The sequence below is a fragment of the Phaeodactylibacter xiamenensis genome, from assembly GCF_965229835.1.
Taxonomy (GTDB): Bacteria; Bacteroidota; Bacteroidia; order Chitinophagales; family Saprospiraceae; genus Phaeodactylibacter; species Phaeodactylibacter xiamenensis.
Window position 1 is genome coordinate 7690751 of sequence record NZ_OZ245931.1, and the last position, 23767, is coordinate 7714517.

The window sequence follows — 23767 nt, forward strand, 5'->3', positions numbered from 1 at the left end:
TACTGTGCCATATTACAGCGATAAAAGGTTGCTCAAACGGCGTGGTGCCTCCGGATTGCTAATATCGTATTGGTATAAACCATTGTCGCCTATGACTATCGCTAAATTGCCTTGCAGCGTAATAATATCATAAGCCTGGAATCCTGTCATTTTTCCAATTTGCTCGTTGCCAACCGTTGCCGGGTCGGTGGCATCAAAAATCTTTACGCCTTGTTCGTTCTCACAGATATACAGGGCGTTATGGAGCTTAGACAATCCATGTGGGTTGTGCATGCTAAAGCTGTTGATCAGTACCGGGTCTGTTAGGTTGGTGACATCCACCACATCGAGCTGATTGGTAAAAGTCTCACACTCCGTGCCGTTCCGGAGCGTCACGTAGGCAATATTCCCATCTACAAAAACAGGGTCGCAAGCTGTTGCGTGGCGGAATACCGATAGCTGCTCCGGAGCAGTAGGCACACTGTTGTCAAAAATATACATACCGTTGGCAGCACCAATGAATAGCTTATCTCCGTAAGGGAAAATGGTCTCAATACCCCAGCCTATATCGACTACATTGATCTTTTCAGGCTCAGGGGTGGCGGACAAGCCAAATACATGCAGCCGGTGTTCGTCCACCACATACAGGTGGTCCTGGGCGAGGGTGAATCTTGCCATAGAGCCTCCAACACCTACGTCCTGCGCTTGTCCGGCGGATTCATTGGCGAAATCCTGCGCCACACCGCCTGCCGCCACATCGATGAATAAAGTGCCGTCTCTCCAAAAGGAATTACCGGTATACGAGTCACAGTCTACCTCCTCCGTCATTGGCACCTCCTCGTACCGGACCAAATAGCCTTGCTCTTCGTCAAAGCTATGGCTGGGAATGGCTTCTTCGGTCCGCCCGGCAAAAACCGGGCTGTTGGGATTGGTAATGTCAATGGCGACCAGGTCTACATAGTTGTCAGCGTAGATCATATTGCCACGCACTGCCATATCCACATTGCCCGGAATATTCAGGAACCCAAAGGGTTGGGGGGCTTCCGGATTGCTGTTGTCAATCAGGTGTATGCCTGCACCACGCTCATTAATCAGGAGGATATCCTGGTAAACATAAATTTTGCCAGGGTTCTCCAGGTCTTTGGGTGCTTCAAATTCTATAGCGTGGCGGAAGTCAGCGGGTTTCACGTAAACCGGTTCATAAGCCTGGAAGGTGGTGGTGGCCTCACAAGTATCCTGTATACAGGAAGGCAAAGCCAGCGCAAGGCTCAGCAGGCCAATCAGGTGATAATAGAAAGTCGGGATCGTTTTCATAAAGGTAAATTTGTGAAAAGTTTAGAGATAATCTATTCCCGATGACTTCTCACAAAGCCAGACGTTGGATAAAGCGGGGAGGGTTGGGTTAAAGCCCTATATTTGTGTAAAAAAAAGATGAGGCAAATCATTCTGTCTACGTTCATTTGGATTGCTTTCGGGATAACGGCACTGGCTCAGGTGACTTTCAATATCACGAGTGTACCAGCTAATACGCCGGACGGGGCGGTCCTTTATGCGGCAGGCAACTTTAATGGTTGGGAGGAAGGCAGCTCGGATTATGCCTTTACTGCAGCTGCGGATGGTACTTACACCCTCACTTTTGAGCCTGATCCGGGCACTCTGACGTTCAAATTTACCCGGGGTAGCTGGGCAACGGTGGAAGGCAATGCGGATGGCGGTTTTCTGCCCAACCGGACTTTGGAGTACGGCGGGGGGCAGTTGGAGGTCGATCTGGAAATTGTATCCTGGGAAGGAGACAGCCCGGGAAGTTCCACTGCCGCTGATAATGTTACTGTGGTTGCGGAAGACTTTTATATGCCTCAGCTGGACCGCAACCGTCGTATTTGGGTTTATCTGCCACCGGATTACACGACCTCCACAACGGACTATCCGGTCCTTTATATGCACGATGGCCAGAACCTCTTTGATGCCGCTACTGCAGCCTTCGGAGAATGGGAAGTGGATGAATCTCTGAACGCCCTGTTCGAAAACGGGGATGACGGCGTAATCGTAGTAGGCATTGACAACGGCGGGGCCGCCCGGTTAGACGAGTATAGCCCATGGGTGAACCCAAGTTATGGTGGGGGCGAAGGAGAAGCCTATGTGGATTTTATCGTGGAAACACTTAAGCCCCACATAGACGAAAACTACCGGACGCTTCCGGGGCGGGCCCACACGGGTATTATGGGGTCGAGCATGGGCGGCCTGATTTCACTCTATGCTGCGATAGAGCATCAGGATATATTTAGCAAAGCGGGGATTTTTTCTGCTTCTTTCTGGTTTGCTGAAGCGTGCTATGACCATGTAGGCGACCGGGGGAAACAGGAGGATATGCGGATATATATGATTGCCGGAGCCCAGGAAGGGTCAAACGGGCAACAGGTGGCTGATATGATGGCTATGAAGCAGGAGCTACTGGCTGCGGGGTTTGAGGAAAGCGAGATTGTTGCTGTAGGGCATCCGGATGGTACACATGCTGAATGGTACTGGAAAAGAGAATTCCCCGCTGCCTATGAGTGGTTGTTTGGCAATTTGACCACCGGCGTAAGTGAAGATGCCCGCGATTTCATGAAAGGTGTGGAGGTATTTCCGAACCCGGGCGGAGATACTGTATATATCGAGCTGCCGGAAGAAAAGCCGGGGCTTCAGTGCAGGGTTTTTACAGCAGAGGGTAAACTAGTAAGGCTCATTCAGCCTGATGGCCAGCGAATGAGCCTTACCGGATTGCCGCCTGCTACCTACCTGATAGGCTTTTATCTTAAAAGCGGGCACAGTTTAGGTATGAAGCGCCTGATGGTGCAAAAGTAAGCTTACGAACTATGATTCCTTTGTGGTCGGAATGCGGTTAGTCCGTAACAAAGTCTATTCTTCAGCTTCTACTTCGTAACCACCGATAACTTCGTACAGACCATTTTTTACACGCTTTTCGAATTCTTTTCGAGGCACGGGCATTTTTCTATTTAAAGTCGTTAGTTGTACCGTAACGGTTTTAGACGTTTCCTTGAGTACTTTGACTTTGATGCTGCGATCTATCATAATAGCTGTCGATTAAAATGTTGAAGAAAGTAGTTGTCCGGTAAGTTCGGGTAAACGGCTACCGTTTTATGGTCAAATAAAGGCACACCTAGATGTTAATCAGGGTGGCGTTAATATCATGTTGTTTTACCAGCCGGTCTGCAAAAGCACGGTGCCCATGCGGTGTAAAGAGGAAGAACTTTCCCTCTTTGATTGAAGCCAGCCGGTCAAGCAGTTTCCATTTAGTGATGAGGTCTTGTTTTTGGTCTGATTTCATGGCGATTTCAAAGTAGCATTTGTTGCCCCGCATCACTGCGGTAATATCAGGAGTGATATACGACTCTTCCTCATCGGGGGAGGAGGGGGGCTGCTTGAAAGACGTGGGCTTGTCGATTTCCTCGTCTTCTACGTTGGCTTTTACTTTGGAGTAACCTCTTTGCCTGACCCAGGTAATAGCCTTTTCGTAAACTTTTTCATCTTTCTCAGACGTAACCATATCATGGAGGCTTTTAATTATTGGAACAATATCTAATTGCGCCTTCCCTGATAAAACCAGGGAAGAGGTATGAAGTGCGATAGAATAGGCAAAACTTTATTTCGAGTGGCGACCAGGATTCATGATTAGTATACTGAATGCCAGGGGCGCAAGTTTCAAAAAAGCAGATTAATGTTTGGTCAGCACGGGCTGTAAGACTGATCCGCGCAAATGTTTGCACTTAAAAGACGTCAATAAACGGAACTGACCGGGAACAACTGTAGCCGCTTGGGCTTTGCTTTCTATCCGGGCAAATCAGGAAGCCAGGCCAGCGGGCATGGAATTCTCCACAAATTTTTTGCCATCCCATTTGCCAAGCCACTCGATTTCCTTTCCTGCTTTCTGATACTTCTTGAAAGTAGAAATAGCAGCGTCTTTTGATTTTCTGAAAATGGTAATATTGTTGGGGACAGATTTTATCGTAAAGTAGTACTTGCCTTTACCCATTGCAAAGTTCTTACGCAATTTCATAGTAATAGTTTAGTGAATAAAATAGAATGAATCCAAAGCGACCGGATACTAAATCAACCGGACTTTACGAGCTTCCAGTCCCTTATCACTGGCTTCAACCTCGAAGGCTACTTCGTCGCCTTTTGAAATCTTGTCTTCAAGACTGGTGACGTGGACGAACACATCTCTATCCATATTTTCGGGCTCTATGAAGCCATAGCCGCGCTTGCGGTTAAAAAACTTGACTTTGCCTTTCTTTTCAAATGATTCGTCCTCTCCAGTGAAGTAGGTCACAACTTTCTTTAACCACATGGTATTCTTGGTTTTATACTGCAGGTTTCATGAATTCAGGATTCAAAATTTCATACAGCCCCATCTCTTTCCGGTGAAGAAAGGTTAGTCTGGGCAGCTGAATCTGGCAATGCTGATCGAGAAAGAGCAATGTAACATATTTCGCGCCGGCTTCGATAACTTGCACCCTGCGGGTTTTAATTTTTGCCATGAAATTTTTTTCCTGGTTAATGTGTTTTCCTGTTTTGGATGTAGCAACATAGATTTTCCAGCGTTTATCAGGGAGTTCCTCCGCTATCAAAAAAAACCTCCGAAAGAAAATTCGATTGAATTGGTTATCAGGCGATTAGAGGGGAAATACAAGAAAACCCGAATTAAATACAAACTTTTAAACAACTTGCTACATTATAAGAAACGGCTTTCCCAAATAAATAGTTCAATTTTGAAAGTTTTGGGTTTTTTGCCTGGCAGGCAAAACAGCGTAAAACTTTGCCCGTTATTTTACGTCCTGGAAAGCATAAGGATACGATTCTATTTATCTTTCGGGCCAATAAAGTGCTGATGTTTACAATATTCCTTCTCATTGCGGCTTACATCGTTTACCGGGCGGTACGGCAAATTCTCCGGGTATATGAATGCCCATCGAATGAGGTGCTCACAGCCTTTTGGCGTGGGAAATTAAGACCGGGCAGTGAGCCGCATCGTCACCTGATTACTCACTTGGGTAATTGTGAGAAATGCCAGGACCGGCTGCAACTGCTCCGGCATGGGCTGCCGTTGGAAGACCACCTCATCGACAAGGATCAGGACTAGCAGCCTGTCGGAGAGGCGCTCAATGGTCTGCGAACGGCAAATATTATTCTGCACTTCGTTGCTCATCAGTCACGTAGCTCAGGCTATGTTCCTTCTTCGCGCCTTGTTCAGAACAATATTTGCTCGCTCTCGCCGCATCAGCACATCTCCGACAGGCTGCTAGTGGTCTGTTAAGGCTCAACCCATGAATTAAGCTTGATGGCCTGCTAGAACAAGCCAGAAATCACCCCTTCATCATCAATATCAATATTCAGGGCGGCAGGCGATGCGGGCAGGCCTGGCATGCGCATCATATTTCCGCTAAGCGGCACCAGGAAGCCGGCACCGGCAGCTATTTCGATGCCTCGTATATGAAGGGTGAAGCCTTCAGGACGTCCTGTTAGTTTGGGGTCATCCGACAAAGATTTTTGCGTTTTGGCTATACAAACTGGTAAGCCTTCCAGCTCAAGTTTTCGGATCCGCCGCAAATCGCGCTCTGCTTCCCGGCTGTAGGCTACATCAGCAGCGCCGTAAATTGTTGTGGCAATGGTCTTGATTTTTTCCTTTACGGGCATATTCCATTCGTATAAAGGCTTGAACCGGGTATTGCCGTTTTCTGTAAGTTCCACCACTGCTTCCGCTAGTGCGCGGGTCCCTTCGCCTCCATTAGCCCAGCCATCAGACCGGGCCACCTTAACGCCTTTTTCTGCGCAGGCGGCTTCCACCGTGGCGAGCTCTTCCTCGCTATCGTAAACAAACCGGTTGATGGCCACCACGACCGGCAGGCCGAACTGCTGTAGGTTTTCCAGGTGCTTCTCAAGATTGGGCATACCTTTTCTAACCGCTTCAGGATCGGGGTTCTTCAGGTCGTCAAGGCTTACGCCACCGTGATATTTTAAAGCCCGGATGGTAGCGACAAGCACTGCTGCTTTTGGCGATAAGCCGGCGCTTTGACATTTGATATCCAGAAATTTCTCAGCGCCCAGGTCGGCCCCAAAGCCCGCTTCTGTGACGGCGTAGTCCGCCAGGCTCAGCCCCATTCGTGTAGCCATAACAGAGTTGGTCCCCTGTGCGATATTGGCAAAAGGGCCACCGTGGAGGATGGCAGGTACGCCTTCCAGGGCCTGTACCAGATTAGGCTTGATGGCGTCCTTAAGCAGTGCTGCCATCGCGCCCTGCGCACCAAGGTCACGGGCATACACCGGTTTCCGGTCATAAGTGAAGCCAATGAATATATTGCCAAGGCGCGTTTTTAAATCAGTGCGGTTCTCACACAGGCACAGGATCGCCATGATTTCTGAGGCGGCAGTGATATCAAAGCCAGTCTCCCGGGGCAGTCCGTTGCCCGTGCCGCCCAGCCCGACGATGACTTGGCGGAGGGCGCGGTCGTTCATGTCCATAACCCGTTTCCAGAGCACAGTCCTTGGGTCAATGCCCAGATTGCCCTGTTTGCTTTGGATGTTGTTGTCAATGAGGGCGGCCAACAGGTTGTGGGCCTTCTCAATAGCGCTAAAGTCACCTGTAAAGTGGAGGTTGATGTCCTCCATGGGCAGTACTTGCGACTGCCCGCCGCCGGCAGCACCCCCTTTGATGCCGAAAACCGGGCCCAGGGAGGGCTCCCGAAGCACCACCACTGTTTTCTTCCCGATCTTTTGCAGCCCCTGGCTCAGCCCGATAGATACAGTGGTTTTGCCCTCTCCAGCGGGCGTTGGGGAAATGGCCGTTACCAGGATAAGGTTGCTTTGCCTGGCTTTTTCTGCATCAATCAGGGAGAGGGGGAGTTTGGCTTTGTGGTGGCCGTAGCGTTCCAGGCTGCCTTCAGGCACGCCCAGTTTGGCGGCAATCGCTCCAATATCCTGAAGCGTTGCCTGCTGAGCAATTTCAATGTCTCGATTCATGTGTGGTTTTATCTGGTTTGGTATTGGTTAGGTCATACCTGTTTAAGGGCAGGTATAATCCACTTTAGTTTTGGCTGTTTCAATGATATATATCAGCAGAAAAGCGAAAAAACAGGTAAATGGTTAACTATTTGTAAGCCCTTTGCTAATTAAGTGTGATCTTTTATTAAAAATTTTAAAAAAGTGAAACAAAAGCCGGCCTATCGAGTTAAATTTACCAGAGTTTTTTCATACTAATTAATTTGCTGAACCGCATTCTCGTCTGAGTGCGGTTTTTTTATACTCCGGAGTCTGGGTTTTCCCGCATGCTTACTACTCGCTGTGGCAGCCCGAAGGTAATTCCGGCAGCCTTAAATCGTGACACCAGGCGCTCCATCACATCGCACCCCATGGCAAAAGCACTTGCATTATCTTCTGCCCAAAGGTAGGCACGGAGGCGCAATCCGCTTTCCCCCAAATCAATAACCCTGATTCTGACTACAGGAAAGCCCTCTGCTTTCTCTTCCTCCGAGCGGTTGTCCAGCAGATTGGGGTGGGCCATGGCTTCTTCAGTCAGAATGGACTTGGCCAACTCCAGGTCGGTATCATAGCTTAGCGAGAACTCCAGCCACTTGCAGATCGAGTCACCCCCAAAATCAGAATTGATAATCACTTCTTCGCTAATCACCGAATTGGGTATGAGGATACGTCGGTTCTCAAAATCCCGTATAACCACATGCCTTAGGCTGATATCTTCCACCGCACCCTGAAGCCCTGACTGGAATTTGAGCCGGTCATTGACCCGGAAAGGCTTAAAAATAATGATGAATATCCCGCTGATGATGTTGCTCAGCGCATGCTGGGAGGCAAAGCCAACCGCTACAGCCAAAATGCCAGCGCCAGCCAGCAGCGAATTGGCAATAGCACGCATATTGGGCACGGTATATACTGCCCAGCTTATACCTACAATATAAATGAGCCCGGTGATGGCATGTCTCAGAAAAATATAGTTGGTCGGATCATTCCTGATAATGATGGTCGACCGCTTGAGAAACCGCCGGAAAAGCCAGCTGAAAATAGCAGCGAGCACAATGGTGGCAGCTATGATCCCTAAAAAAAGCGCATACGGTTTGAGTTGCTCCATTACGACAGCATGATTTCATCCAGTAGTGCCTGATCGTCATCCAGGGACTTGAAGAGGCGGGTGCGGAATTTGTTTTTGGAATTAAAGAGCTGTATGGACATCTTGTCGATGGCAATCATCGATAATACCGTTTGGATGTAAGCATCCACCAGGTCATCCAGCCCGATACCGAGCTTGTTGAAATCGCGGCGGTCCATAAGCAGCAGGCGGTTGGTATCTGAGCCCCAGCTGTTGGACCCCTCCTTAATGGAAAGGTTGGTGCCGAGCATGGACCAGGAGTCGGTGCCCCCTTCGATATGGTCAGCCAGTGGTTCGGCAGCGCGGCGGGCGTAGATAGACAGGGGCCTGATACCTTCTGCAGTGTAGCTCACCATCATGCGGATGTCGGCCACATAGGCATTGCCTTTACTGCTGGGCACAGTGCCGATGTGGTAAAGCTTCCCCTTGCTGCTCGTGGAGCTCCAGTTGTAGTTGCCGATAAGCGACTGTACGATGAAGCGGGAGTATTTGAAGTCCTGCTTCATGAACTCTGCCAGTTCCTGCTCATTAACAATGGTGTAGACCCCTTGTCCGGCGTTGCTGTACGGGTTTTTGACCACAGCCTGCCCGCCCAGCTTAGCCACCCAGATGGGCACTTCCTCCAGGCTGACGTCCCAGATGGTCTCCGGTGTCAGGATTTCCAGCCCGGCTTGTTCCAGTTCGGCATTGAAGAGGTCGTAGGCTTTGGAGGCCAGCATTTTATTGCGCCCGCCGGCCAGGCAGGCAACGATAGGGTTGAAAATCTGCGTTTTGCTCATCACCGGCAGCCGGTTCCATGGGCTTTGGGTGAGGTAGCGGAAGGCCATTCTGATCTTGTGCCATTCCCCATCAGTGCCGAGCACGTACATAACGCCGTCTTTGAAACGCACAGCCGGGTCTTCGTCATTATTGTAGTAAGTTACAGTATGCACCGGCTCCTGAAAAACATCAGCCATAGCCTTGGCATAGCCGATAGCTTCCATCGGGTTCTTATCATAAACTACTGCCAGCTCACCGGCAGGGCCCCGGCGGGCCTTGGTCAGGGGTTTGAAGGTCCGCTCCATCAGCAGGCGATAGCCACCCTGCTCCTGATTGTCATCAAGCAGGGGCATAGACTTTTGGCCGGAGGGGCAGGAGTTGTTCTCAATGACCACCATTTGGCGTTTGCCCTTCTCACTCGTTACATGCATGAGGTCAGCGCCCGCCCAGACGAAATACCTGGGTTTGTATTTGAGCAGCTTGCGCAGCGTATCCGGGCTCACAATAGGGTGGAGGTGGCAATAACGCTTGATGATGCGTTCCTGGCTCAGGTTGAGAAAAAAAGAGATCATAGGGTGGATGGTAGCGTTCAGGGCTTTAGCATACCAATGGTCTTCCGGTTCAAATTGTCCGGGGTGGAATAGTTGGGACTTCATGCGTTGTGCTTTTCCTTTTTTTTGCGGGTAAGGTATGGTTTTCAAAATGGGATAAACAAGCTACCCGCTGTTATTTTTTTGTAAACGGGCTGCTTAGTCTAATGTTGGTTGGCTGCACTGCAATTACGGGCCCTTCCTCCAGGTCCATCATGGCATTGAACAACGCCAGTTTTTCAAATTGGTGTAGGTCAGTAACGAAAATATCCGCCATGCAGATGCGGTCTTGCTCCAGCAGCTGTGCCCGCCTTGTACCTCCAAGCAGTGGCTGTTTGGGCGTCAGCCAGCGGGTGCCATCCCAAAGGGCAATATTGGCGTAGGAGGTATCGGTGAGCAAGCCATGTCTGACGAACAGGACATCATCGGCTTCTCCGCGTTCAGCAAAGGCAGCATTGATCAGCGCCCGGTCTTCGTACTTGCAGGCGTAGTCAATATGGTCGGCCTTGATTAAGGTCAGCCGTTGCACAGGGCGTATATAATAAGGTGTGAATTCAATTTCTTCGATGTTTTCCCGATAGAGCACCCGGCACTTGCAGCGCCCTTTTCGAGCTTGCTGAGGGATAGTAATGCTATAGAGGTCAGGAAAGGTCTTCCAGCCAAGGGCCTGTGCGCTGCGCCGGACGCGGTCCTGGTGAAATGCCAGCCCCTTCAGTCGCCCATTTTGGCAGCAGATGGTTTCGAGCAGGCGGGGCCTCATAGCAACGGTGCGGCTGCAGTGGCAAAGGGCAGATAAGCTTTCTGAAGCAATTCTCCGTACTCCGCTTCCATCCGGCTGCGGGCGGTAATCCCTCCGCCACTTTTGAATACCAGCCCATCAGGGGTAGCTTCCACAAAACGGATCATCACACCGCTGTCTACCGTTTGCCCATCGTAAATGCCGCATACACCGGTGTAATACCCACGGTCCTGCCCTTCCGCTGACCGGATGATCTCCACCGTCTTCTGCTTTGGTGCTCCGCTGATGGAGCCGGCTGGCAGCAGTTTGAAAAACAGGTCGCCCAGATGCTGATGGAAACTGGCCGGCAGCTGCCCTTCAATCTCGGTGCTGGTCTGCAAAAGACTTCCCGTATGTGTAGTGATAGCCTCTACGTAGCGGTAGCGCTTTACCCGGACTTTTTTAGCCACCATACTCAGGTCATTACGGATGAGATCGACGATCGTGGCATGTTCTGCCCGCTCTTTATCATTGCTCAGCAATTGTTGTTCGGCACCGGGCAGGGTAGCGTCAATGGTACCTTTCATAGGGAAGGAAGCGATGCGCCCACCCCGGCTAATGCGTACAAAAGGCTCCGGGGAAAAGCAGGTAAACTGCCCCTTCAGCCAAATCCGGTAACTCGCCTGGCTAAGCAGGAAAATATCGTGCAGGCTCAGGTTGGTGTCAATGGCAGTAGGGAAGGCCAGGTTGAGCAAGTAGGTATTGCCATCGTGCAAAGCTTTTTGCACCTGTTCGAATGCGGCGGCATACCGTGCAATAGATACCGGGTGGCGTTCGAAGTGGAAGTCTGTAGCAGAAGGCCTTCCCTGGTCATTCCTATAGTTGTGAATGGCAAACTGCAACTGCTCCGGGTCTATGGTATCAAGGGGGAGCACAACGGGCTGTTGCATTTCAAAGTCGATCAGAAAAATGAAAGGCCGGCGGTCTTTGCCCAGATCATTCATCCGCTGCTGAGCGGTTTGCCGGTTGGTGGTTATGGTCATGTTCCGGTTTGGGTTCCTTTAGTTAGACGGTTGTGCCAGCCATAGTAACACAACAGGAGGGATAGAGTTGAAATGTACACTTTTTCCTATTTTCGCTCCAAAAGAATATGACCCGAGCTGAACTCAGCGCCCAAATCCGGCAAAAGCAATCCTACCTGTGCGTAGGCCTCGATGCCGACATTGACCGATTGCCCCGCCACTTGCTGGACAAAGATGACCCGGTTTTTGAATTCAACAAAGCCATTATTGACGCGACCAAAGATTTGTGTGTGGCTTACAAGCCCAACCTGGCTTTTTACGAGGCACTTGGCAGCAAAGGGTGGGAAAGCCTCCGCAAGACCCTGGAATACATCCCCGATGAGCACTTCACGATAGCCGATGCCAAGCGGGGCGATATTGGCAATACCTCCCGCCTTTATGCACAGGCATTTTTCGGGGAGATGGGCTTTGATGCGGTTACGGTAGCCCCTTACATGGGCGTGGATTCTGTAAAACCGTTTCTGGAGTTTGAAGGCAAATGGGTGATCCTTTTAGCGCTGACCTCCAATAAGGGGAGTCAGGATTTCCAATTCGACCGGCAGGAAAACGGCCAGCCTTTGTATGAGAAGGTCATGCGAAAGGCGCAGGAATGGGGCACGCCCGGAAATCTGATGTACGTCGTTGGGGCCACCCACCCGGAGAAGTTTAAGGAAATCCGGGAAATTGCTCCGGAGCACTTTCTGCTGGTGCCTGGTGTTGGCGCACAGGGCGGCGATCTTGAAGCCCTGACCCGCCACGGTGCCAATGCGGATGTGGGGCTGCTGGTCAATTCTTCCCGGGGCATCATTTTTGCCGGGGAGGGGGAGGACTTTGCAGAAAAAGCAAGGAGTGCCGCTCAAGCTCTGCAAACCTCTATGGCTGCATTGCTTCAAAACCTATAGCTTATGCTCACCGGAATCCCATTGCTGCTGGCGATTATTGCAGCCATTGTACTGATTATTGTGCTGTCTGCCCGGTTGGGCGTGCATCCCCTGCTCAGCCTTTTGAGCGCTACCTTGTTTTTGGGGCTGGTTGCAGGCATGCCACTCTCCGGCCTGATTATTGCCATTAACGAAGGCTTCGGCGGGCTGATGGGGTATATCGGGCTTATCGTGGTATTCGGGAGTATCATAGGTTATATTCTGGAGAAATCGGGGGCTGCCCACCGGCTGGCGATTGCGTTGCTCAGTGGCGTAGGGCAGGGGCGCCCCGCCCTGACGATGTCGGCAATTGGAGCGATAACCAGCATTCCGGTTTTTTGCGACAGCGGGTTCATCATCCTGTCCGGGCTGAATGATGCAGTAGCCCGGCAGTCGGGCGTTAAAAAAGGCGTGCTGGCGCTTTCCCTCTCTGCGGGGCTCTACACTACCCACACCCTGGTGCCGCCTACTCCTGGCCCAATCGCCGCCGCCGGCAACCTCGGCGCTGCGGATTATCTCGGCACGATTATGCTGCTTGGGCTGCTGGTGGCCCTGCCCACGATGCTGGTCGCGGTATTCCTGGCTAAGCGGCTGGGGCAGCGGCTGGAACTGCCGGAGCTGGTAGCAGAAGCGCCGGAGACGGATACATTGCCTTCTTTGGGGCGCTCCGTTTTGCCCATACTGCTCCCGATTATGCTCATCGCAGCGGGTTCCGTCCTCAAACTGCTCGGGTACGATGGGCCAGGCACGTCCGTAATGTTGTTTCTCAGCCACCCGCTCATTGCCCTCATGCTGGGTACGGTGGCAGCCCTGTGGCTAATGCCCAAATGGGACAGCGCGCACCTCAGTGGCTGGATAGGAGAGGGCATCAAACTGGCAGGCCCTATTCTCATTATAACGGGTGCGGGTGGTGCTTTTGGGGGCGTTCTGAAAGCCACACCGGTAGCGGAGCTGGTGGAAGGCAGCCTGGGCAGTGGCGGTTATGCCGGAGCAGGTGTGCTGGTGGTCGCTTTTCTGATTGCGGCGTTTTTGAAAACGGCGCAGGGCTCCTCTACCAATGCGCTGGTGATTACCTCCTCTCTGCTGGCGCCGGTGGCCTTGCAACTCGGGATGGAGAGCCCGGTGGAACTGTCGCTCATGGTATTGGCCATTGGCGGTGGCGCGATGACGGTCTCTCATGCCAACGACAGTTACTTTTGGGTGGTCACGCAGTTTAGCGGCATGGAAATGCGGGAGGCGTACCGGAGTTTTACGCTGATCACCGCCGCGCAGGGCGTTACGGTCTTGGCGGGGGTGTTGTTGCTTTATTTGATTTTGGTATAATTATTAGGAAGGTTTCCTATCTTTCGGAGATAAAACCTGATGTATGCGCTACTTACTGCTTTACCTGTTTGCCGGGTGGTTGTGTTTGCCGTCTTTGGCTCAGCCTTATGTTTCGGGCGGGAAGACCCGCCACCGCTTTGCTCAGTTGCTGATTGGGGCGGATGCGATGTACTTGCCGGCTTCCGGTCAGACTTTCGCGCTGGATGGAGACGGCAGCTTGTCGGATTTTACGCCCACTGCAGCCCTTGTCCCACGTATCAATATCGCAGGGACGCACTTTTGGGGGCATGCCAATTTCTATATTTCCATACCCGTTGCGAATGTGCTGGACAGCAGTGTGCCTTTCGGTGGAGATTACACCTTCAACCCCGGCGTGGAAACCGGGCTGCGGGTATACCCCTGGCGCATTGAGGAAAAGAAACTCCGGCCTTTCGCCGGTGCCGCCTTTGCAATAAGCGACTGGCAACAGAACAGCAACCGGGGCTCGGGGGCATTTGCGCATCAGACGCGGTTTCCGGTACAGTTGGGGCTGACCTGGCAGCGCAAGCAGCTGTTGTTTGAATTGGGCGCGGGTCAGTTTTTGAATAACCAAACGGACTACTACGTCAGCCCGAATGATGCGGTAGAGATTGAGCTCCCCTCCACCTACTTCTGGCTGGGCTGCAACTGGCAGATAGAGACGACCCTCAGTGCGGAGAAAAGCTGGAAGAGCGGTCAGACGGCTGCAACTGTGGAGCGCCTGGAAGAAAAGCGAGCCCTCAGCGGCTGGTCGGTAGCCGTGGGCCCTTCATCTGCCTTCATACTAGGCCGCTCACCGCGCAATGATAAACTGTACCCGGCGATAGGCCGCCATAGCGGTGCGGCGATCTTCCCGGAATTTGGGCTGGGCTACTACCACTATCCCTGGGATGCCCACCTGAACCTGGCTTTCCGGGCGAACCGGTCGGAGCGTTCGGCTTACGGCACTGCTCAGGTCCTGCAACGCCGGGCCTTAACCCTCGAAGCCTATAAATTCCTCTTTGATTACCATGGCTTCGTACCGTTTATTGGCCCCCACCTCAGCCGCGAGTGGCTCAGCATGGAGGAAACGGTGCAGCGGTCTACGCCTTACGAGGGCAGCGAAGTACAATGGGTGCCGGGCGTGACCTTCGGCTGGGATATCCGCCCCAATCAGCTGCAGGGCTTTATCCTGCGCACCAATTTGCGGTATACGCCAACTCAAAATATAGGACCTGAGGGTGGAGTCTCCTTCCGGCAGCTGGAGTTCAACTTCATTCAGCTGGTGCTTTATCCCGGGCGGATAAAGCGGATGCAGCGGGCATTGCGATGACAGGGGAGCGTAGCGTTTTTTTGAATAAAAAAATGCTGACGGCAGAACCAAAATTAAGGTAAGGTGTCAATAGGGTATTATTTAAAATTCATTGCCGTACACTTTTAGCTCGGCAAAAAGTTCATTGAAAGTTTGGAAAGAGAGACAGAAAAAATAAGGGTTTTCTGAGATTTTAAAATCTTTACAGAAAACCCTTTCAAAATGTCGTTCTGCAAAGATCTAAAAAATGGTTGATAAAGCATCAATCTGAGGTTCCACAAGGCAACGCCTTGCGTCGATTAACTGTCTTATCTGGTTTATTAGGTGCCTTAATCAAAGGTGGCCGGGCATCTTTATCAGAGTTGGGCCGCCATATGGAAGACCCTACAGACCTGGAAAGTCGGGTCAAGAAGGCCAAGCGTTGGTTGCAAAATAAGTGGACCGATGTCACGGTACACTTTATACCCTACCTTCTTCCGATTCTCCACTCTCTGAGCAAGGCTGGAGAGTTAGTTCTGGCCATCGATGGCTCCTGTGTGGGCAAAGACTGCATGGCGCTGATGGTCAGTGTAATCTGGCGCAGGCGAGCCATTCCCATTTGTTGGGTAGTTCGTAAAGCTCCCAAAGGCCATTTCCCGGAACACATGCACGTGGCCATTATCGGTCAAGTGGCGATGCTTATGGACAGTATCCTGGAACAGGATTGCCGGATTTTCCTGCTGGGAGATGCCGAATTCGACGGCTGCGAGTTGCAACAGTCTTGTTTGGCTCACGGTTGGGAGTACGTGCTAAAAACGGCGAAGGATACTTTGGTAGCCGATCATCCGAACATGGAGCATGCTTCGGCTTTTGGCCATTTGGCCGCAAGTATCGGTCAAAAAAGCTTGTTCCTGCCCCAAATGTATGTGGCTAAGCAAGGGTTTGGGCCAGTCAATGTCTTGTTCTGGCATGACCGGACCCGATATGACCGACCTTTGTATCTGTTGACCAGCTTGGAATATGGCCCACAAGCCGAAACATATTACCGAAAGAGGTATCACATTGAAACCTTTTTCGGCGATATCAAATCTCGCGGATTCCACATTCATAAAACCAGGATTGAAGAGCCTCAAACCTTGTTCAATCTCTTGATCGTGGCTAGCCTGGCTTTCATCATCTGTATCTTGTTCGAGTTTGATGCCCGAACCTCAGCTCAGTTGGGCAAATTCTGCCGTAAAGACCGAATCGACAGCTTGTCCGTGTTTCAGATTGGACTGAGAGCTGTCCGATTTTATGTCAGGCATGCTATGAATCTTTCTTTCCAATTTTCAAAGAACTTCCCGTAAACTAAAAGTGTACGGCAATGAAATTTAAAAATTAAAGTAATGCTATGAAAAATAATTGTAATGCTTTCTTATGTTTTGCTTTCATGCTGGCTTGCTCATTGGTGTTTATCGGATGTAGTCAGAATGATGGCAGCGACGTTAGTCCATCAACAAATGATGCTGGCGCTGTTACTTCTTTCTTGATGCATGATGCAGGTTTAATCATTACCCTTTTGACAGATGATGGAGATGATGAGACCGATTATTTTGAGTCCTATGTTTTTAACTTCAGTTCAAACGGCAATGTAGCGGCAGTGGGTGATAGTGATACTGTTACAGGGACATATAATGTTTTTCGTGATGACGGGAGGGTGGAATTGTACATGGACTTTCCTAATGTCGGAAACTTTGACGAGCTCGATGACGATTGGTATTTCATTTCTATTGACCAAAACACGATCCGGTTTAATGACGATGGAGACCGGCTGGAATTTAGGCAACGATGAACAGGGCTTTCGTATATTGTACCGTTGGTTGTCATGAATAAAAAACAACAGGGCAATGGAAGGACAGCATTCTTATCGGATCAAAGAGCTAAATATTGAAAGCTTCCCAAAGGGGCAGATCAGCGAAGCGTGGTTACACATCATCAACAATGGGATTGGTGAGCCGGTCCGGATACCCATCATTATTGCCCGGGGCAAGGAAGACGGTCCGGTGCTTGGGCTGAATGCCGCCCTGCACGGCAATGAGCTGAACGGCATCCCGGTCATCCAGAAGCTCATCAACGACTTAAATCTGGATGAACTCAGGGGGACTATAGTGGGCGTACTCGTCGCAAATGTCCCCGGGCTGCTGCTGGAGCAAAGGGCTTTCAACGATGGTGTCGACCTCAACCGGATCAGCCCGGGCAAGCGCGATGGTACCCAAAGCGAGCTGTATGTCTACCGGCTTTTTGAAAGGATCGTCAAGAAATTTGACTACCTGATCGATTTGCATACCGCAAGTTTCGGGCGTGTGAACACCTATTATATCCGAGCTGATATGTCTGATGAAATGAGCTCAAGGATGGCAAGGCTGCAGAACCCCGAGATCATTCTCAACCACACTCCAATCGGCATAACGCTAAGGGGGCGGGCCGCGATCCATGGCATCAAGACCATCACTATAGAGTTGCGAGATCCTCATTTGTTTCAGCGGGATGTGATCAACGACAGCCTGGTAGGCGTCAGAAACATACTCTACGACCTGAAGATGCTGCCCGGTGAAATCCTTTGCCCGGCAGATGAAATTACCCTATGCGACTCCTCCTATTGGCTGTACACTGATGAAGGGGGGATTCTCAATGTCTTCCCGCAGCTCGGGCAGCAATTAAAGAAGGGCGATAAAATTGCCGCCGTAAAGACCATTTTTGGAAAAACAGTCAAGGAGTACTTTTGCCCTGAAGACGGGGTTGTCATTGGGAAGAGCGTCAATCCCATCAACCAATCCGGCAGCAGGATTCTGCATTTAGGCATTAATACGAAAAAGATACCTTGCATTACTGTGCAGGAATTGGTAACTTAGGAGCAAATAGTAATTGGTGTGATAGGTATATAGTAAGCAACTGCTGGCGGTGTCTCGCAGGTAGGTATGGCATTGGCAGCAGGGCTGATAACGGAACCTGTTTATTAATTGTCAAAAACCAATTCCAATGAAGTTTAAATGGCTACTCTCGTTTCTTATGCTATCGCAAACGCTCTCCGCACAAACCTTTGTAGAGGCAACGCCCACTCCACCATTTGAAGCTGTATTTTTGAGTTCGGTTGCCTTCGCGGATATAGACGGTGATAATGACCAGGATGTATTGATTACAGGAGGAGATATCTCGACTAACCGTGTATCAAAACTGTATACAAATGATGGTTTAGGTAAATTCACTGAAGTACAAGCCAACCCCTTCGAACCCGTATATGGAAGTTCGGTTGCCTTTGCAGATATAGATAGCGATAATGACCAGGATGTACTTATTACAGGGCTAAGCAGTTCATCCGGTCATATCTCTAAACTCTACACTAATGATGGGATAGGTAATTTTACGGAAGTGATGGGCACAACTTTCGATGGAGTTGCGTTCGGATCGATCGCCTTTGCGGACGTAGACAATGACAATGATTTAGATGTACTGATTTCAGGATTAAGGCTTCCTCCCGGACCACTACTGGTTTCTAAGCTATACCTTAACGATGGTGCGGGTACTTTTACCGAAAAAGCAGATCTGTTCTTAGAGGGCGTTTTTTTGAGTTCGGTTGCCTTTGCAGATATAGATAGTGACGATGACCAAGATTTACTAGTTACCGGGCAAAACAGTTCGGAGGTTAAAATATCGAAACTCTATGTAAACGATGGAGCGGGTAATTACACCGAGATGCTAGAGACTACTTTAGAGAGTATTGATGCGGGCTCAATTGCCTTTGCGGATGTAGACGGCGATAATGATCAAGATCTGCTGCTTACCGGGCGAGATGACTCAGATTCGAGAATCTCGAAATTATATATTAATGACGGCGAAGGCAATTTCACCGAAATGCAGGGTGCTTCCTTCGAACCTATATCAGGAAGTTCAACTGCCTTTGCGGATGTAGACAATGATGATGACCTGGATGTACTCCTCACAGGAAGTGTCAGTGCAGAAGTTGCAATATCAAAATTGTATGTCAATGATGGGGCGGGCAATTTTTCTGAATTACCAAATGTGCCATTCGATGACGCCTCTTCCGGCTCAAGTGCCTTTGCAGATGTAAATGGTGACGGCAATCTGGATGTACTCATCACTGGACAAAGTGGCCCGGGTAATTTTATCTCGAAACTGTACATCAATGAGGGAGTTGAGTCTTCTTCAATGGAATATTCGAAAACAGAAACTACGCTTTCGTTCACTGTATTTCCCAACCCTTCCACTTCGCCTATGCTTTTCTTAAGCTACGATTCAGCAGAAATCAGCGAAGTCACGATAAGCGTATACAACATAAACGGCGTCCTGCTCAGGCAGCAGAAAGAGATGGCAACCATTGGTCAGCAAGTCTTCCCTGTCGATGTCGAATCTCTGCCTAAGGGGAATTACCTCATGGAATTGGATAATGGGAAAGGAAGGGGGACCATTAAATTTGTTGTTCAGTAAACACGGCGGCGATTGTGGGTGGAGCGGCTCCTGATTGGGGCCATTTTAGCCGGGGGCTACCTCCTGATGCGCTGGCTGTTGTTCTAACCCTCTACCACTCCACTGCTTCCGTCTGCACCGGAATGCGCTTCAGGTGTGGCTTTTTGTTCAGGTAGCGCTGTATGAGGCGCGTGGTTTCCGGATTGCCGGCGTAGGGTGTAATGGCGTCCCGGAGGTTATCCATGCTGCCATTCAGCCCTTCCTCATCGAGGTACCCAAAGCCTTGGTAATTGCCATTTTCAACCAGAATGACTGCCAATTCTCCGGGCTCCCTGCCTTCATCCAGCAGGAAAAAGTCTTCTTCGAATACCGTGGAAAGGACTTCCCTGGCTGCCAGGGCCCGCTCATTGTAGTCTTCCACTGATTCCTGTTCAGCACAGGCACCGTGGCACTGTTTGATGTGGTAGTGGAAGCAGGGACCGCTGTTGCCGGGCTGTAGTTTGCAAAGCCGGGCACAAAGCTCAAAGGCTTCCCGGACGCGGTTGAGGTGGTTGCGGGCGTGGGCAAATTTGGGATACTCCGAAATGACCTGCAGGGTTTTCCGGCGGGCAGCATTTGCCTGTGTGGCCTCATAGCAAATGTATCCGGCCTCATCTGTAAAGGTATGCACCAGATAAGGGAAGCGCCGCACCCGCTGTGCCCGGTTGATGGGCGGATGGAGACGTTTGATCTCGTGGCTTTCCAGCAAAAGGGCCACCAGCTCGCTGCCGGTAATTTCGTAGGTGATATCGTGCACATGCCGTTGCAGCTTCCCCGCTTTCTCTGTTTTGTCGGCGAAGTGCTCGGCAATGCGTTTTTTGATGTTAATACTCTTGCCTACGTAAACCACTTCTCCCTGAGCGTTGTGCAGGTAGTACACCCCGCATTCCTCAGGCAGGGCATGCATCTTTTCCATATCGAAGGACTTGGGCAGCAGGGATTCTTTGATGCCCAGGTTGACCATGTCAACGACTTGCTTTTGATTGTCTTCTTCTGCCAGGATACGGCGCAGCAGCTCTGCTGTAGCCAGGGCGTCATCCAGTGCGCGGTGGCGGGCATCGGCTTTCCAGCCCATCCATTTGATGAGGTTGCCCAGGCTGTAGGATGGCAGCCCCGGGAAAGCTTTGCGGCTCAGGCGGACCGTGCACAGGTTCCTCCGGGAATAGGTATAGCCCAGCCGTTTGAACTCCTCCCTCAGGAAGCTGTAGTCAAAGCGCACATTATGGGCTACGAAAATGGCGCCTTCCGTCATTTCCACTATCTTTCGGGCTACTTCGTAGAATTTGGGCGCGTCTTGCACCATTTCCTGCGTAATGCCCGTTAGTTGTGTGATGCCGTAGGGGACGTAGCACTCGGGGTTGACCAAAGAACTGTAGGTGTCGAGGACTTGCTGCCCATCGTGAAGGACAATGCCCACTTCAATGATCTTGTGGCGGGAAGCCCGGCCTCCGGTAGTCTCCAGGTCGACAATCGCGTAACGCTTGGGTTGCATAGTTTAATCTCCGTCAGTAAAAACAATATGTTGTGAAGTTAAAAATTTTGTTTGTAATGCTGGGCTTTTTGCCACTAAATTGTGCAAAAAGTGTGTCAGAAAAGGCGGTGCAGCCGGTTGATATACCATCGGCTGTGGACATCGATAGCACGCTCGTTCTTGGTGCAGCGCGTATGGACGCCTATTTGCCGGACTTGCAGAAAGCCAAAGGCGTGGGGCTGGTCGTCAACCCTACCTCGATGGTGGGCCGCACGCATCTGGTGGATACGCTCCTGGCTCAGGGCGTCAACGTCCGACAAATTTTCGCACCGGAACATGGCTTCCGGGGCATAGCTGATGCCGGAGAGACGGTGACGGATGGCAAAGACAAACAAACCGGGCTGCCTATCATTTCCCTCTACGGCGACAATAAAAAGCCGAAACCTTCCCAACTGCAAGGCCTGGATGTTGTGGTTTTCGATATTCAGGACGTGGGTGTGCGCTTTTACACCTACATTTCCACCCTGCATTACGTCATGGAGGCTTGTGCGGAACAAGGCATCAAAGTCCTCGTCCTCGACCGCCCCAATCCTAACGGGCATTACGTGGACGGGCCAATCCTTGACCCGGATTTCAAGTCCTTTGTAGGCATGCACCGGGTGCCGATTGTACATGGCATGACGGTTGCGGAATATGCCAAAATGGTCAATGGCGAAGGCTGGCTAAAAGGTGGCATCAAATGTGAACTGGAAGTGGTGCCCTGCCTGAACTACACCCATTCCACACCCTACGAATTGCCGGTAAAGCCCAGCCCGAACCTGCCCAACAACCGCTCCATTTACCTTTATCCGTCGCTCTGTTTTTTTGAAGGCACGGTGGTCAGCGTAGGGCGGGGGACGAACACCCAATTCCAGGTCTATGGCCATCCCGACGCCACCATTGGGGATTACTACTTCACGCCGGAGCCCATGCCGGGCGCCAAATATCCCAAACTGGAAGGCAAGCGCTGCCGCGGCTTTTCCCTGGCCACCACTGCACCTGAGCACATTCGACAGCAAGGCTACCTGAACCTTGACTACCTCGTTGATTTCTACCAAGCCTACCCGGACAAGGCGAACTTCTTTCTGGAGACCCTCTTTATCGACAAGCTGGCGGGCACAGATGCCTTGCGTAAGGCCATCATCGCCGGTCAATCGGCGGAGGAAATCCGGGCCTCCTGGGCAGAAGGGCTGACGGCTTACCGGGAGATGCGGGAGGGGTATTTGCTGTATCCCTGAGCCCCAGCTTGTTAGGGTGCGCATTCCCTTCGCGCCCTCACTTCAGCTCGGTGCTCTTGTCGTATCCCGGTCTTTACCGGTATCCGGCAGGTTTCCATGGCAGAAGCTGGAGCAGAGCGCTTGGCAATTTCCGGGTTTAAGCTCTACCCAAGCAGCAAAGCCCTCCTTTCGTGTCCCGGTTTTACCGGGATCTGGCAGGTTCTACCTGGGAAAGCTGGAGCAGAGCGCCTGGGAAGGACCAGGCTTAAGCTCTACCCCAGCAGCCAGTACTCCTGTCGCGGAGCTTACCTCGCGGGTAGTTTACCGGTATCCGGCAGATTTCCTGGCAAAACCGTGTAACCGGCAAACGGATAGCTCATCCTACCTTTCAGTTTTCTTCCCCTTAAGTGTTAAAAGTTAGGAGCTTCTGTTTTTTTTTTTGCATCTTACGTGGTACATTGTTTAAGCTATGAAAAAACCTCTCTTGCCAACTATGTCCATCAAAATTTTGAGTGTGATTTCTTTTTTCCTCCGTGTAGGTGTTTGCCTTTTGGCTCACGCTCTAATGATTCAGCATATATCCGCTCAAAACCTGGTGCCGAATCCGTCCTTTGAGCTGGTAATTGATGATCCGGAATTCAGGCCAACAGGGGTCAATCGTTCTGTAGACTGGTTCATATTGCTGTTTACGACAGAGTTTTTTCATCGGTCTTATGCCGCTGTTGCCAGTGTGCCGGCTAATCATCGTGGATTTCAGGAGCCTTATATCGGAGATGGATATGCAGGCATTATTGTTTATCCTTTGCATTCCCGGGAGTTTCTTGCAGTGCAGTTGACAGCGCCATTGGAGCCGGGAGAGGTTTATACCCTAAGTTTTCAGGTTAGTCTCTTGGAGCGGTCAAAGTTCCGGACTGATGATTTTGGGGCTATGCTGTTGCACAACCGGCCTGAACAGGACAGCTTGAGCAGGTACCATTATTCGGTAAAAAACCTTGAAGGTCGTGTCCTTTCGGATACTTCCGGATGGATGGAAATCCGGGGGCAGTACCTGGCTGAGGGTGGCGAAGAATACCTGCTTATTGGTAATCTATACGATCAGGCACGTACCACTTTTGAGGAAACAGGGGTTGAGAATGCTTTGCCCTGGGCTTACTATTACGTAGATCAGGTCGTGTTGGAACGATGCGGAGAAACAGGCAGCTCTGTCACACAATTGCCTCCAAAAGATACTGTGATTTGCGATAGTGGCAGTGCAATGCTCGAAGGGTTGCCTGATGCAGATGGTTATTACTGGGTTGGGGAAGGTACAGAACCTGTGCTGCAAACCCGGAGGCCAGGAAGGTATACGCTCAATCATTACTATGGATGTGATATCCTCCAGCAATCCTTTACCGTTGAAACCGATGGGTGTTTCTGTGATATTACCTTTCCTTCTCCCAGCCGGCTGCCTGCCGAATTGCGTCCTTTACCTTCCCGTAATGTGGAAAATTACACGCTTGAACTCTTCAATGCCGCCGGGCAGAAAGTCTGGTCAGGCGATCAGGAAAGCCTGAGCCAGACAAAGCTTTCTTTGGCTGCGGGCATTTATTTCTGGCGCGCAAGGCTTGACTGCTTCAGGGAGTTGGATCAACAGCCGTTTCAGCGTACCACGAGCGGGCGCATATTATTTGTGGATTAGGGCTAGGGGTGAGGAGGTTTGCTCTGTAGGTCAAGCTGGGGCAGAGCGCTTGAAAAAGAATTT

At 50.8% G+C, this 23767-nt stretch carries 23 protein-coding genes; 11 read left to right on the forward strand and 12 right to left on the reverse strand.

Features of this window, described 5'->3' with window-relative positions; genetic code table 11:
• Positions 1-12: 12 nt before the first annotated feature.
• On the reverse strand, positions 13-1293 hold the full coding sequence (locus ACO08I_RS29340; RefSeq protein ID WP_421947977.1) for an LVIVD repeat-containing protein: 1281 nt from the start codon (positions 1291-1293) through the stop codon (positions 13-15).
• A 117-nt stretch (positions 1294-1410) separates the two neighbouring features.
• Here ACO08I_RS29340 and ACO08I_RS29345 point away from each other — a divergent pair, with 117 nt between their 5' ends.
• The gene (locus ACO08I_RS29345; protein WP_282783027.1) at positions 1411-2823 is read left to right on the forward strand and encodes an alpha/beta hydrolase-fold protein; all 1413 of its coding nucleotides are present in this window, start codon (positions 1411-1413) and stop codon (positions 2821-2823) included.
• A gap of 54 nt (positions 2824-2877) precedes the next feature.
• Here ACO08I_RS29345 and ACO08I_RS29350 read toward each other — a convergent pair whose 3' ends face one another.
• The 5 genes from ACO08I_RS29350 to ACO08I_RS29370 form a co-directional block, all read right to left on the reverse strand.
• Positions 2878-3051 (reverse strand): hypothetical protein, encoded by a 174-nt coding sequence (locus tag ACO08I_RS29350; protein WP_160213848.1) that lies wholly within the window; start codon positions 3049-3051, stop codon positions 2878-2880.
• 88 nt (positions 3052-3139) lie between these two features.
• Positions 3140-3526 carry a hypothetical protein gene (locus ACO08I_RS29355; RefSeq protein WP_282783025.1) on the reverse strand — a complete coding sequence of 129 codons (387 nt, stop codon included), beginning with the start codon at positions 3524-3526 and terminating at the stop codon, positions 3140-3142.
• A gap of 294 nt (positions 3527-3820) precedes the next feature.
• Positions 3821-4036, reverse strand: coding sequence for a hypothetical protein (locus ACO08I_RS29360; RefSeq protein ID WP_282783023.1), 216 nt, complete (start codon positions 4034-4036; stop codon positions 3821-3823).
• A gap of 48 nt (positions 4037-4084) precedes the next feature.
• A complete protein-coding gene (locus ACO08I_RS29365; protein WP_282783021.1) occupies positions 4085-4327 on the reverse strand; it encodes a cold shock domain-containing protein in 243 nt (80 codons plus the stop codon).
• A 13-nt stretch (positions 4328-4340) separates the two neighbouring features.
• Positions 4341-4517: a hypothetical protein gene (locus ACO08I_RS29370; protein ID WP_282783020.1), complete on the reverse strand. Its 177-nt coding sequence runs from the start codon at positions 4515-4517 to the stop codon at positions 4341-4343.
• A gap of 350 nt (positions 4518-4867) precedes the next feature.
• Here ACO08I_RS29370 and ACO08I_RS29375 point away from each other — a divergent pair, with 350 nt between their 5' ends.
• A complete protein-coding gene (locus ACO08I_RS29375) occupies positions 4868-5119 on the forward strand; it encodes a hypothetical protein (RefSeq protein ID WP_152605164.1) in 252 nt (83 codons plus the stop codon).
• A 206-nt stretch (positions 5120-5325) separates the two neighbouring features.
• On the opposite strand, the gene ACO08I_RS29380 is transcribed toward ACO08I_RS29375, so the two are convergent.
• From ACO08I_RS29380 to ACO08I_RS29400, 5 genes are all read right to left on the reverse strand, one after another.
• Entirely contained in the window at positions 5326-6996 is a 1671-nt protein-coding gene (locus ACO08I_RS29380; RefSeq protein ID WP_282783018.1) for a formate--tetrahydrofolate ligase, read from the reverse strand.
• Between the two features lie 277 nt (positions 6997-7273).
• A complete protein-coding gene (locus tag ACO08I_RS29385) occupies positions 7274-8119 on the reverse strand; it encodes a mechanosensitive ion channel family protein (protein WP_421947978.1) in 846 nt (281 codons plus the stop codon).
• Positions 8119-9552, reverse strand: coding sequence for a hypothetical protein (locus ACO08I_RS29390; protein ID WP_282783016.1), 1434 nt, complete (start codon positions 9550-9552; stop codon positions 8119-8121). Before ACO08I_RS29390 ends, ACO08I_RS29385 begins: the two co-directional genes overlap by 1 nt.
• Positions 9553-9622: 70 nt before the next feature.
• On the reverse strand, positions 9623-10246 hold the full coding sequence (locus tag ACO08I_RS29395) for an aminotransferase class IV (RefSeq protein WP_282783014.1): 624 nt from the start codon (positions 10244-10246) through the stop codon (positions 9623-9625).
• Positions 10243-11247 carry an aminodeoxychorismate synthase component I gene (locus ACO08I_RS29400; protein WP_421947979.1) on the reverse strand — a complete coding sequence of 335 codons (1005 nt, stop codon included), beginning with the start codon at positions 11245-11247 and terminating at the stop codon, positions 10243-10245. The genes ACO08I_RS29395 and ACO08I_RS29400 overlap by 4 nt, the downstream gene beginning before the upstream one ends.
• 107 nt (positions 11248-11354) lie before the next feature.
• Between ACO08I_RS29400 and pyrF the strand changes: the two genes are divergently transcribed.
• The 7 genes from pyrF to ACO08I_RS29435 all read left to right on the forward strand — a co-directional run bounded on the left by pyrF (position 11355) and on the right by ACO08I_RS29435 (position 19281).
• Positions 11355-12167 carry an orotidine-5'-phosphate decarboxylase gene (gene pyrF, locus ACO08I_RS29405; protein WP_421947980.1) on the forward strand — a complete coding sequence of 271 codons (813 nt, stop codon included), beginning with the start codon at positions 11355-11357 and terminating at the stop codon, positions 12165-12167.
• 3 nt (positions 12168-12170) lie between these two features.
• Entirely contained in the window at positions 12171-13508 is a 1338-nt protein-coding gene (locus ACO08I_RS29410) for a GntP family permease (protein ID WP_421947981.1), read from the forward strand.
• Between the two features lie 43 nt (positions 13509-13551).
• A complete protein-coding gene (locus ACO08I_RS29415) occupies positions 13552-14838 on the forward strand; it encodes a hypothetical protein (protein ID WP_421947982.1) in 1287 nt (428 codons plus the stop codon).
• Positions 14839-15068: 230 nt separating this feature from the next.
• Complete coding sequence (locus ACO08I_RS29420) at positions 15069-16142, forward strand: transposase (RefSeq protein WP_421947983.1); 1074 nt, start codon at positions 15069-15071, stop codon at positions 16140-16142.
• Positions 16143-16186: 44 nt separating this feature from the next.
• The gene (locus tag ACO08I_RS29425; RefSeq protein ID WP_421947984.1) at positions 16187-16627 is read left to right on the forward strand and encodes a hypothetical protein; all 441 of its coding nucleotides are present in this window, start codon (positions 16187-16189) and stop codon (positions 16625-16627) included.
• Positions 16628-16682: 55 nt separating this feature from the next.
• A complete protein-coding gene (locus tag ACO08I_RS29430; protein WP_421947985.1) occupies positions 16683-17687 on the forward strand; it encodes a succinylglutamate desuccinylase/aspartoacylase family protein in 1005 nt (334 codons plus the stop codon).
• 127 nt (positions 17688-17814) lie between these two features.
• Positions 17815-19281 (forward strand): T9SS type A sorting domain-containing protein, encoded by a 1467-nt coding sequence (locus ACO08I_RS29435; protein ID WP_421947986.1) that lies wholly within the window; start codon positions 17815-17817, stop codon positions 19279-19281.
• Positions 19282-19372: 91 nt separating this feature from the next.
• Here ACO08I_RS29435 and ACO08I_RS29440 read toward each other — a convergent pair whose 3' ends face one another.
• Complete coding sequence (locus ACO08I_RS29440) at positions 19373-20791, reverse strand: exonuclease domain-containing protein (RefSeq protein WP_421947987.1); 1419 nt, start codon at positions 20789-20791, stop codon at positions 19373-19375.
• Between the two features lie 32 nt (positions 20792-20823).
• Here ACO08I_RS29440 and ACO08I_RS29445 point away from each other — a divergent pair, with 32 nt between their 5' ends.
• The gene (locus ACO08I_RS29445) at positions 20824-22047 is read left to right on the forward strand and encodes an exo-beta-N-acetylmuramidase NamZ family protein (protein WP_421947988.1); all 1224 of its coding nucleotides are present in this window, start codon (positions 20824-20826) and stop codon (positions 22045-22047) included.
• Between the two features lie 472 nt (positions 22048-22519).
• Entirely contained in the window at positions 22520-23704 is a 1185-nt protein-coding gene (locus tag ACO08I_RS29450; protein ID WP_421947989.1) for a hypothetical protein, read from the forward strand.
• Positions 23705-23767 lie beyond the last annotated feature (63 nt).

What these genes read in the sequence shown, in the direction of transcription:
- ACO08I_RS29435 (WP_421947986.1), top strand. Translation starts at nt 17,815, where the DNA reads ATGAAGTTTAAATGGCTACTCTCGTTTCTTATGCTATCGCAAACGCTC.
- ACO08I_RS29450 (WP_421947989.1), top strand. Translation starts at nt 22,520, where the DNA reads ATGTCCATCAAAATTTTGAGTGTGATTTCTTTTTTCCTCCGTGTAGGT.
- ACO08I_RS29380 (WP_282783018.1), bottom strand. Translation starts at nt 6,996, where the DNA reads ATGAATCGAGACATTGAAATTGCTCAGCAGGCAACGCTTCAGGATATT.
- ACO08I_RS29440 (WP_421947987.1), bottom strand. Translation starts at nt 20,791, where the DNA reads ATGCAACCCAAGCGTTACGCGATTGTCGACCTGGAGACTACCGGAGGC.
- ACO08I_RS29345 (WP_282783027.1), top strand. Translation starts at nt 1,411, where the DNA reads ATGAGGCAAATCATTCTGTCTACGTTCATTTGGATTGCTTTCGGGATA.
- ACO08I_RS29370 (WP_282783020.1), bottom strand. Translation starts at nt 4,517, where the DNA reads ATGGCAAAAATTAAAACCCGCAGGGTGCAAGTTATCGAAGCCGGCGCG.
- ACO08I_RS29390 (WP_282783016.1), bottom strand. Translation starts at nt 9,552, where the DNA reads ATGAAGTCCCAACTATTCCACCCCGGACAATTTGAACCGGAAGACCAT.
- pyrF (WP_421947980.1), top strand. Translation starts at nt 11,355, where the DNA reads ATGACCCGAGCTGAACTCAGCGCCCAAATCCGGCAAAAGCAATCCTAC.
- ACO08I_RS29360 (WP_282783023.1), bottom strand. Translation starts at nt 4,036, where the DNA reads ATGAAATTGCGTAAGAACTTTGCAATGGGTAAAGGCAAGTACTACTTT.
- ACO08I_RS29385 (WP_421947978.1), bottom strand. Translation starts at nt 8,119, where the DNA reads ATGGAGCAACTCAAACCGTATGCGCTTTTTTTAGGGATCATAGCTGCC.
- ACO08I_RS29430 (WP_421947985.1), top strand. Translation starts at nt 16,683, where the DNA reads ATGGAAGGACAGCATTCTTATCGGATCAAAGAGCTAAATATTGAAAGC.
- ACO08I_RS29400 (WP_421947979.1), bottom strand. Translation starts at nt 11,247, where the DNA reads ATGACCATAACCACCAACCGGCAAACCGCTCAGCAGCGGATGAATGAT.
- ACO08I_RS29425 (WP_421947984.1), top strand. Translation starts at nt 16,187, where the DNA reads ATGAAAAATAATTGTAATGCTTTCTTATGTTTTGCTTTCATGCTGGCT.
- ACO08I_RS29395 (WP_282783014.1), bottom strand. Translation starts at nt 10,246, where the DNA reads ATGAGGCCCCGCCTGCTCGAAACCATCTGCTGCCAAAATGGGCGACTG.
- ACO08I_RS29415 (WP_421947982.1), top strand. Translation starts at nt 13,552, where the DNA reads ATGCGCTACTTACTGCTTTACCTGTTTGCCGGGTGGTTGTGTTTGCCG.
- ACO08I_RS29355 (WP_282783025.1), bottom strand. Translation starts at nt 3,526, where the DNA reads ATGGTTACGTCTGAGAAAGATGAAAAAGTTTACGAAAAGGCTATTACC.
- ACO08I_RS29410 (WP_421947981.1), top strand. Translation starts at nt 12,171, where the DNA reads ATGCTCACCGGAATCCCATTGCTGCTGGCGATTATTGCAGCCATTGTA.
- ACO08I_RS29340 (WP_421947977.1), bottom strand. Translation starts at nt 1,293, where the DNA reads ATGAAAACGATCCCGACTTTCTATTATCACCTGATTGGCCTGCTGAGC.
- ACO08I_RS29350 (WP_160213848.1), bottom strand. Translation starts at nt 3,051, where the DNA reads ATGATAGATCGCAGCATCAAAGTCAAAGTACTCAAGGAAACGTCTAAA.
- ACO08I_RS29365 (WP_282783021.1), bottom strand. Translation starts at nt 4,327, where the DNA reads ATGTGGTTAAAGAAAGTTGTGACCTACTTCACTGGAGAGGACGAATCA.
- ACO08I_RS29375 (WP_152605164.1), top strand. Translation starts at nt 4,868, where the DNA reads ATGTTTACAATATTCCTTCTCATTGCGGCTTACATCGTTTACCGGGCG.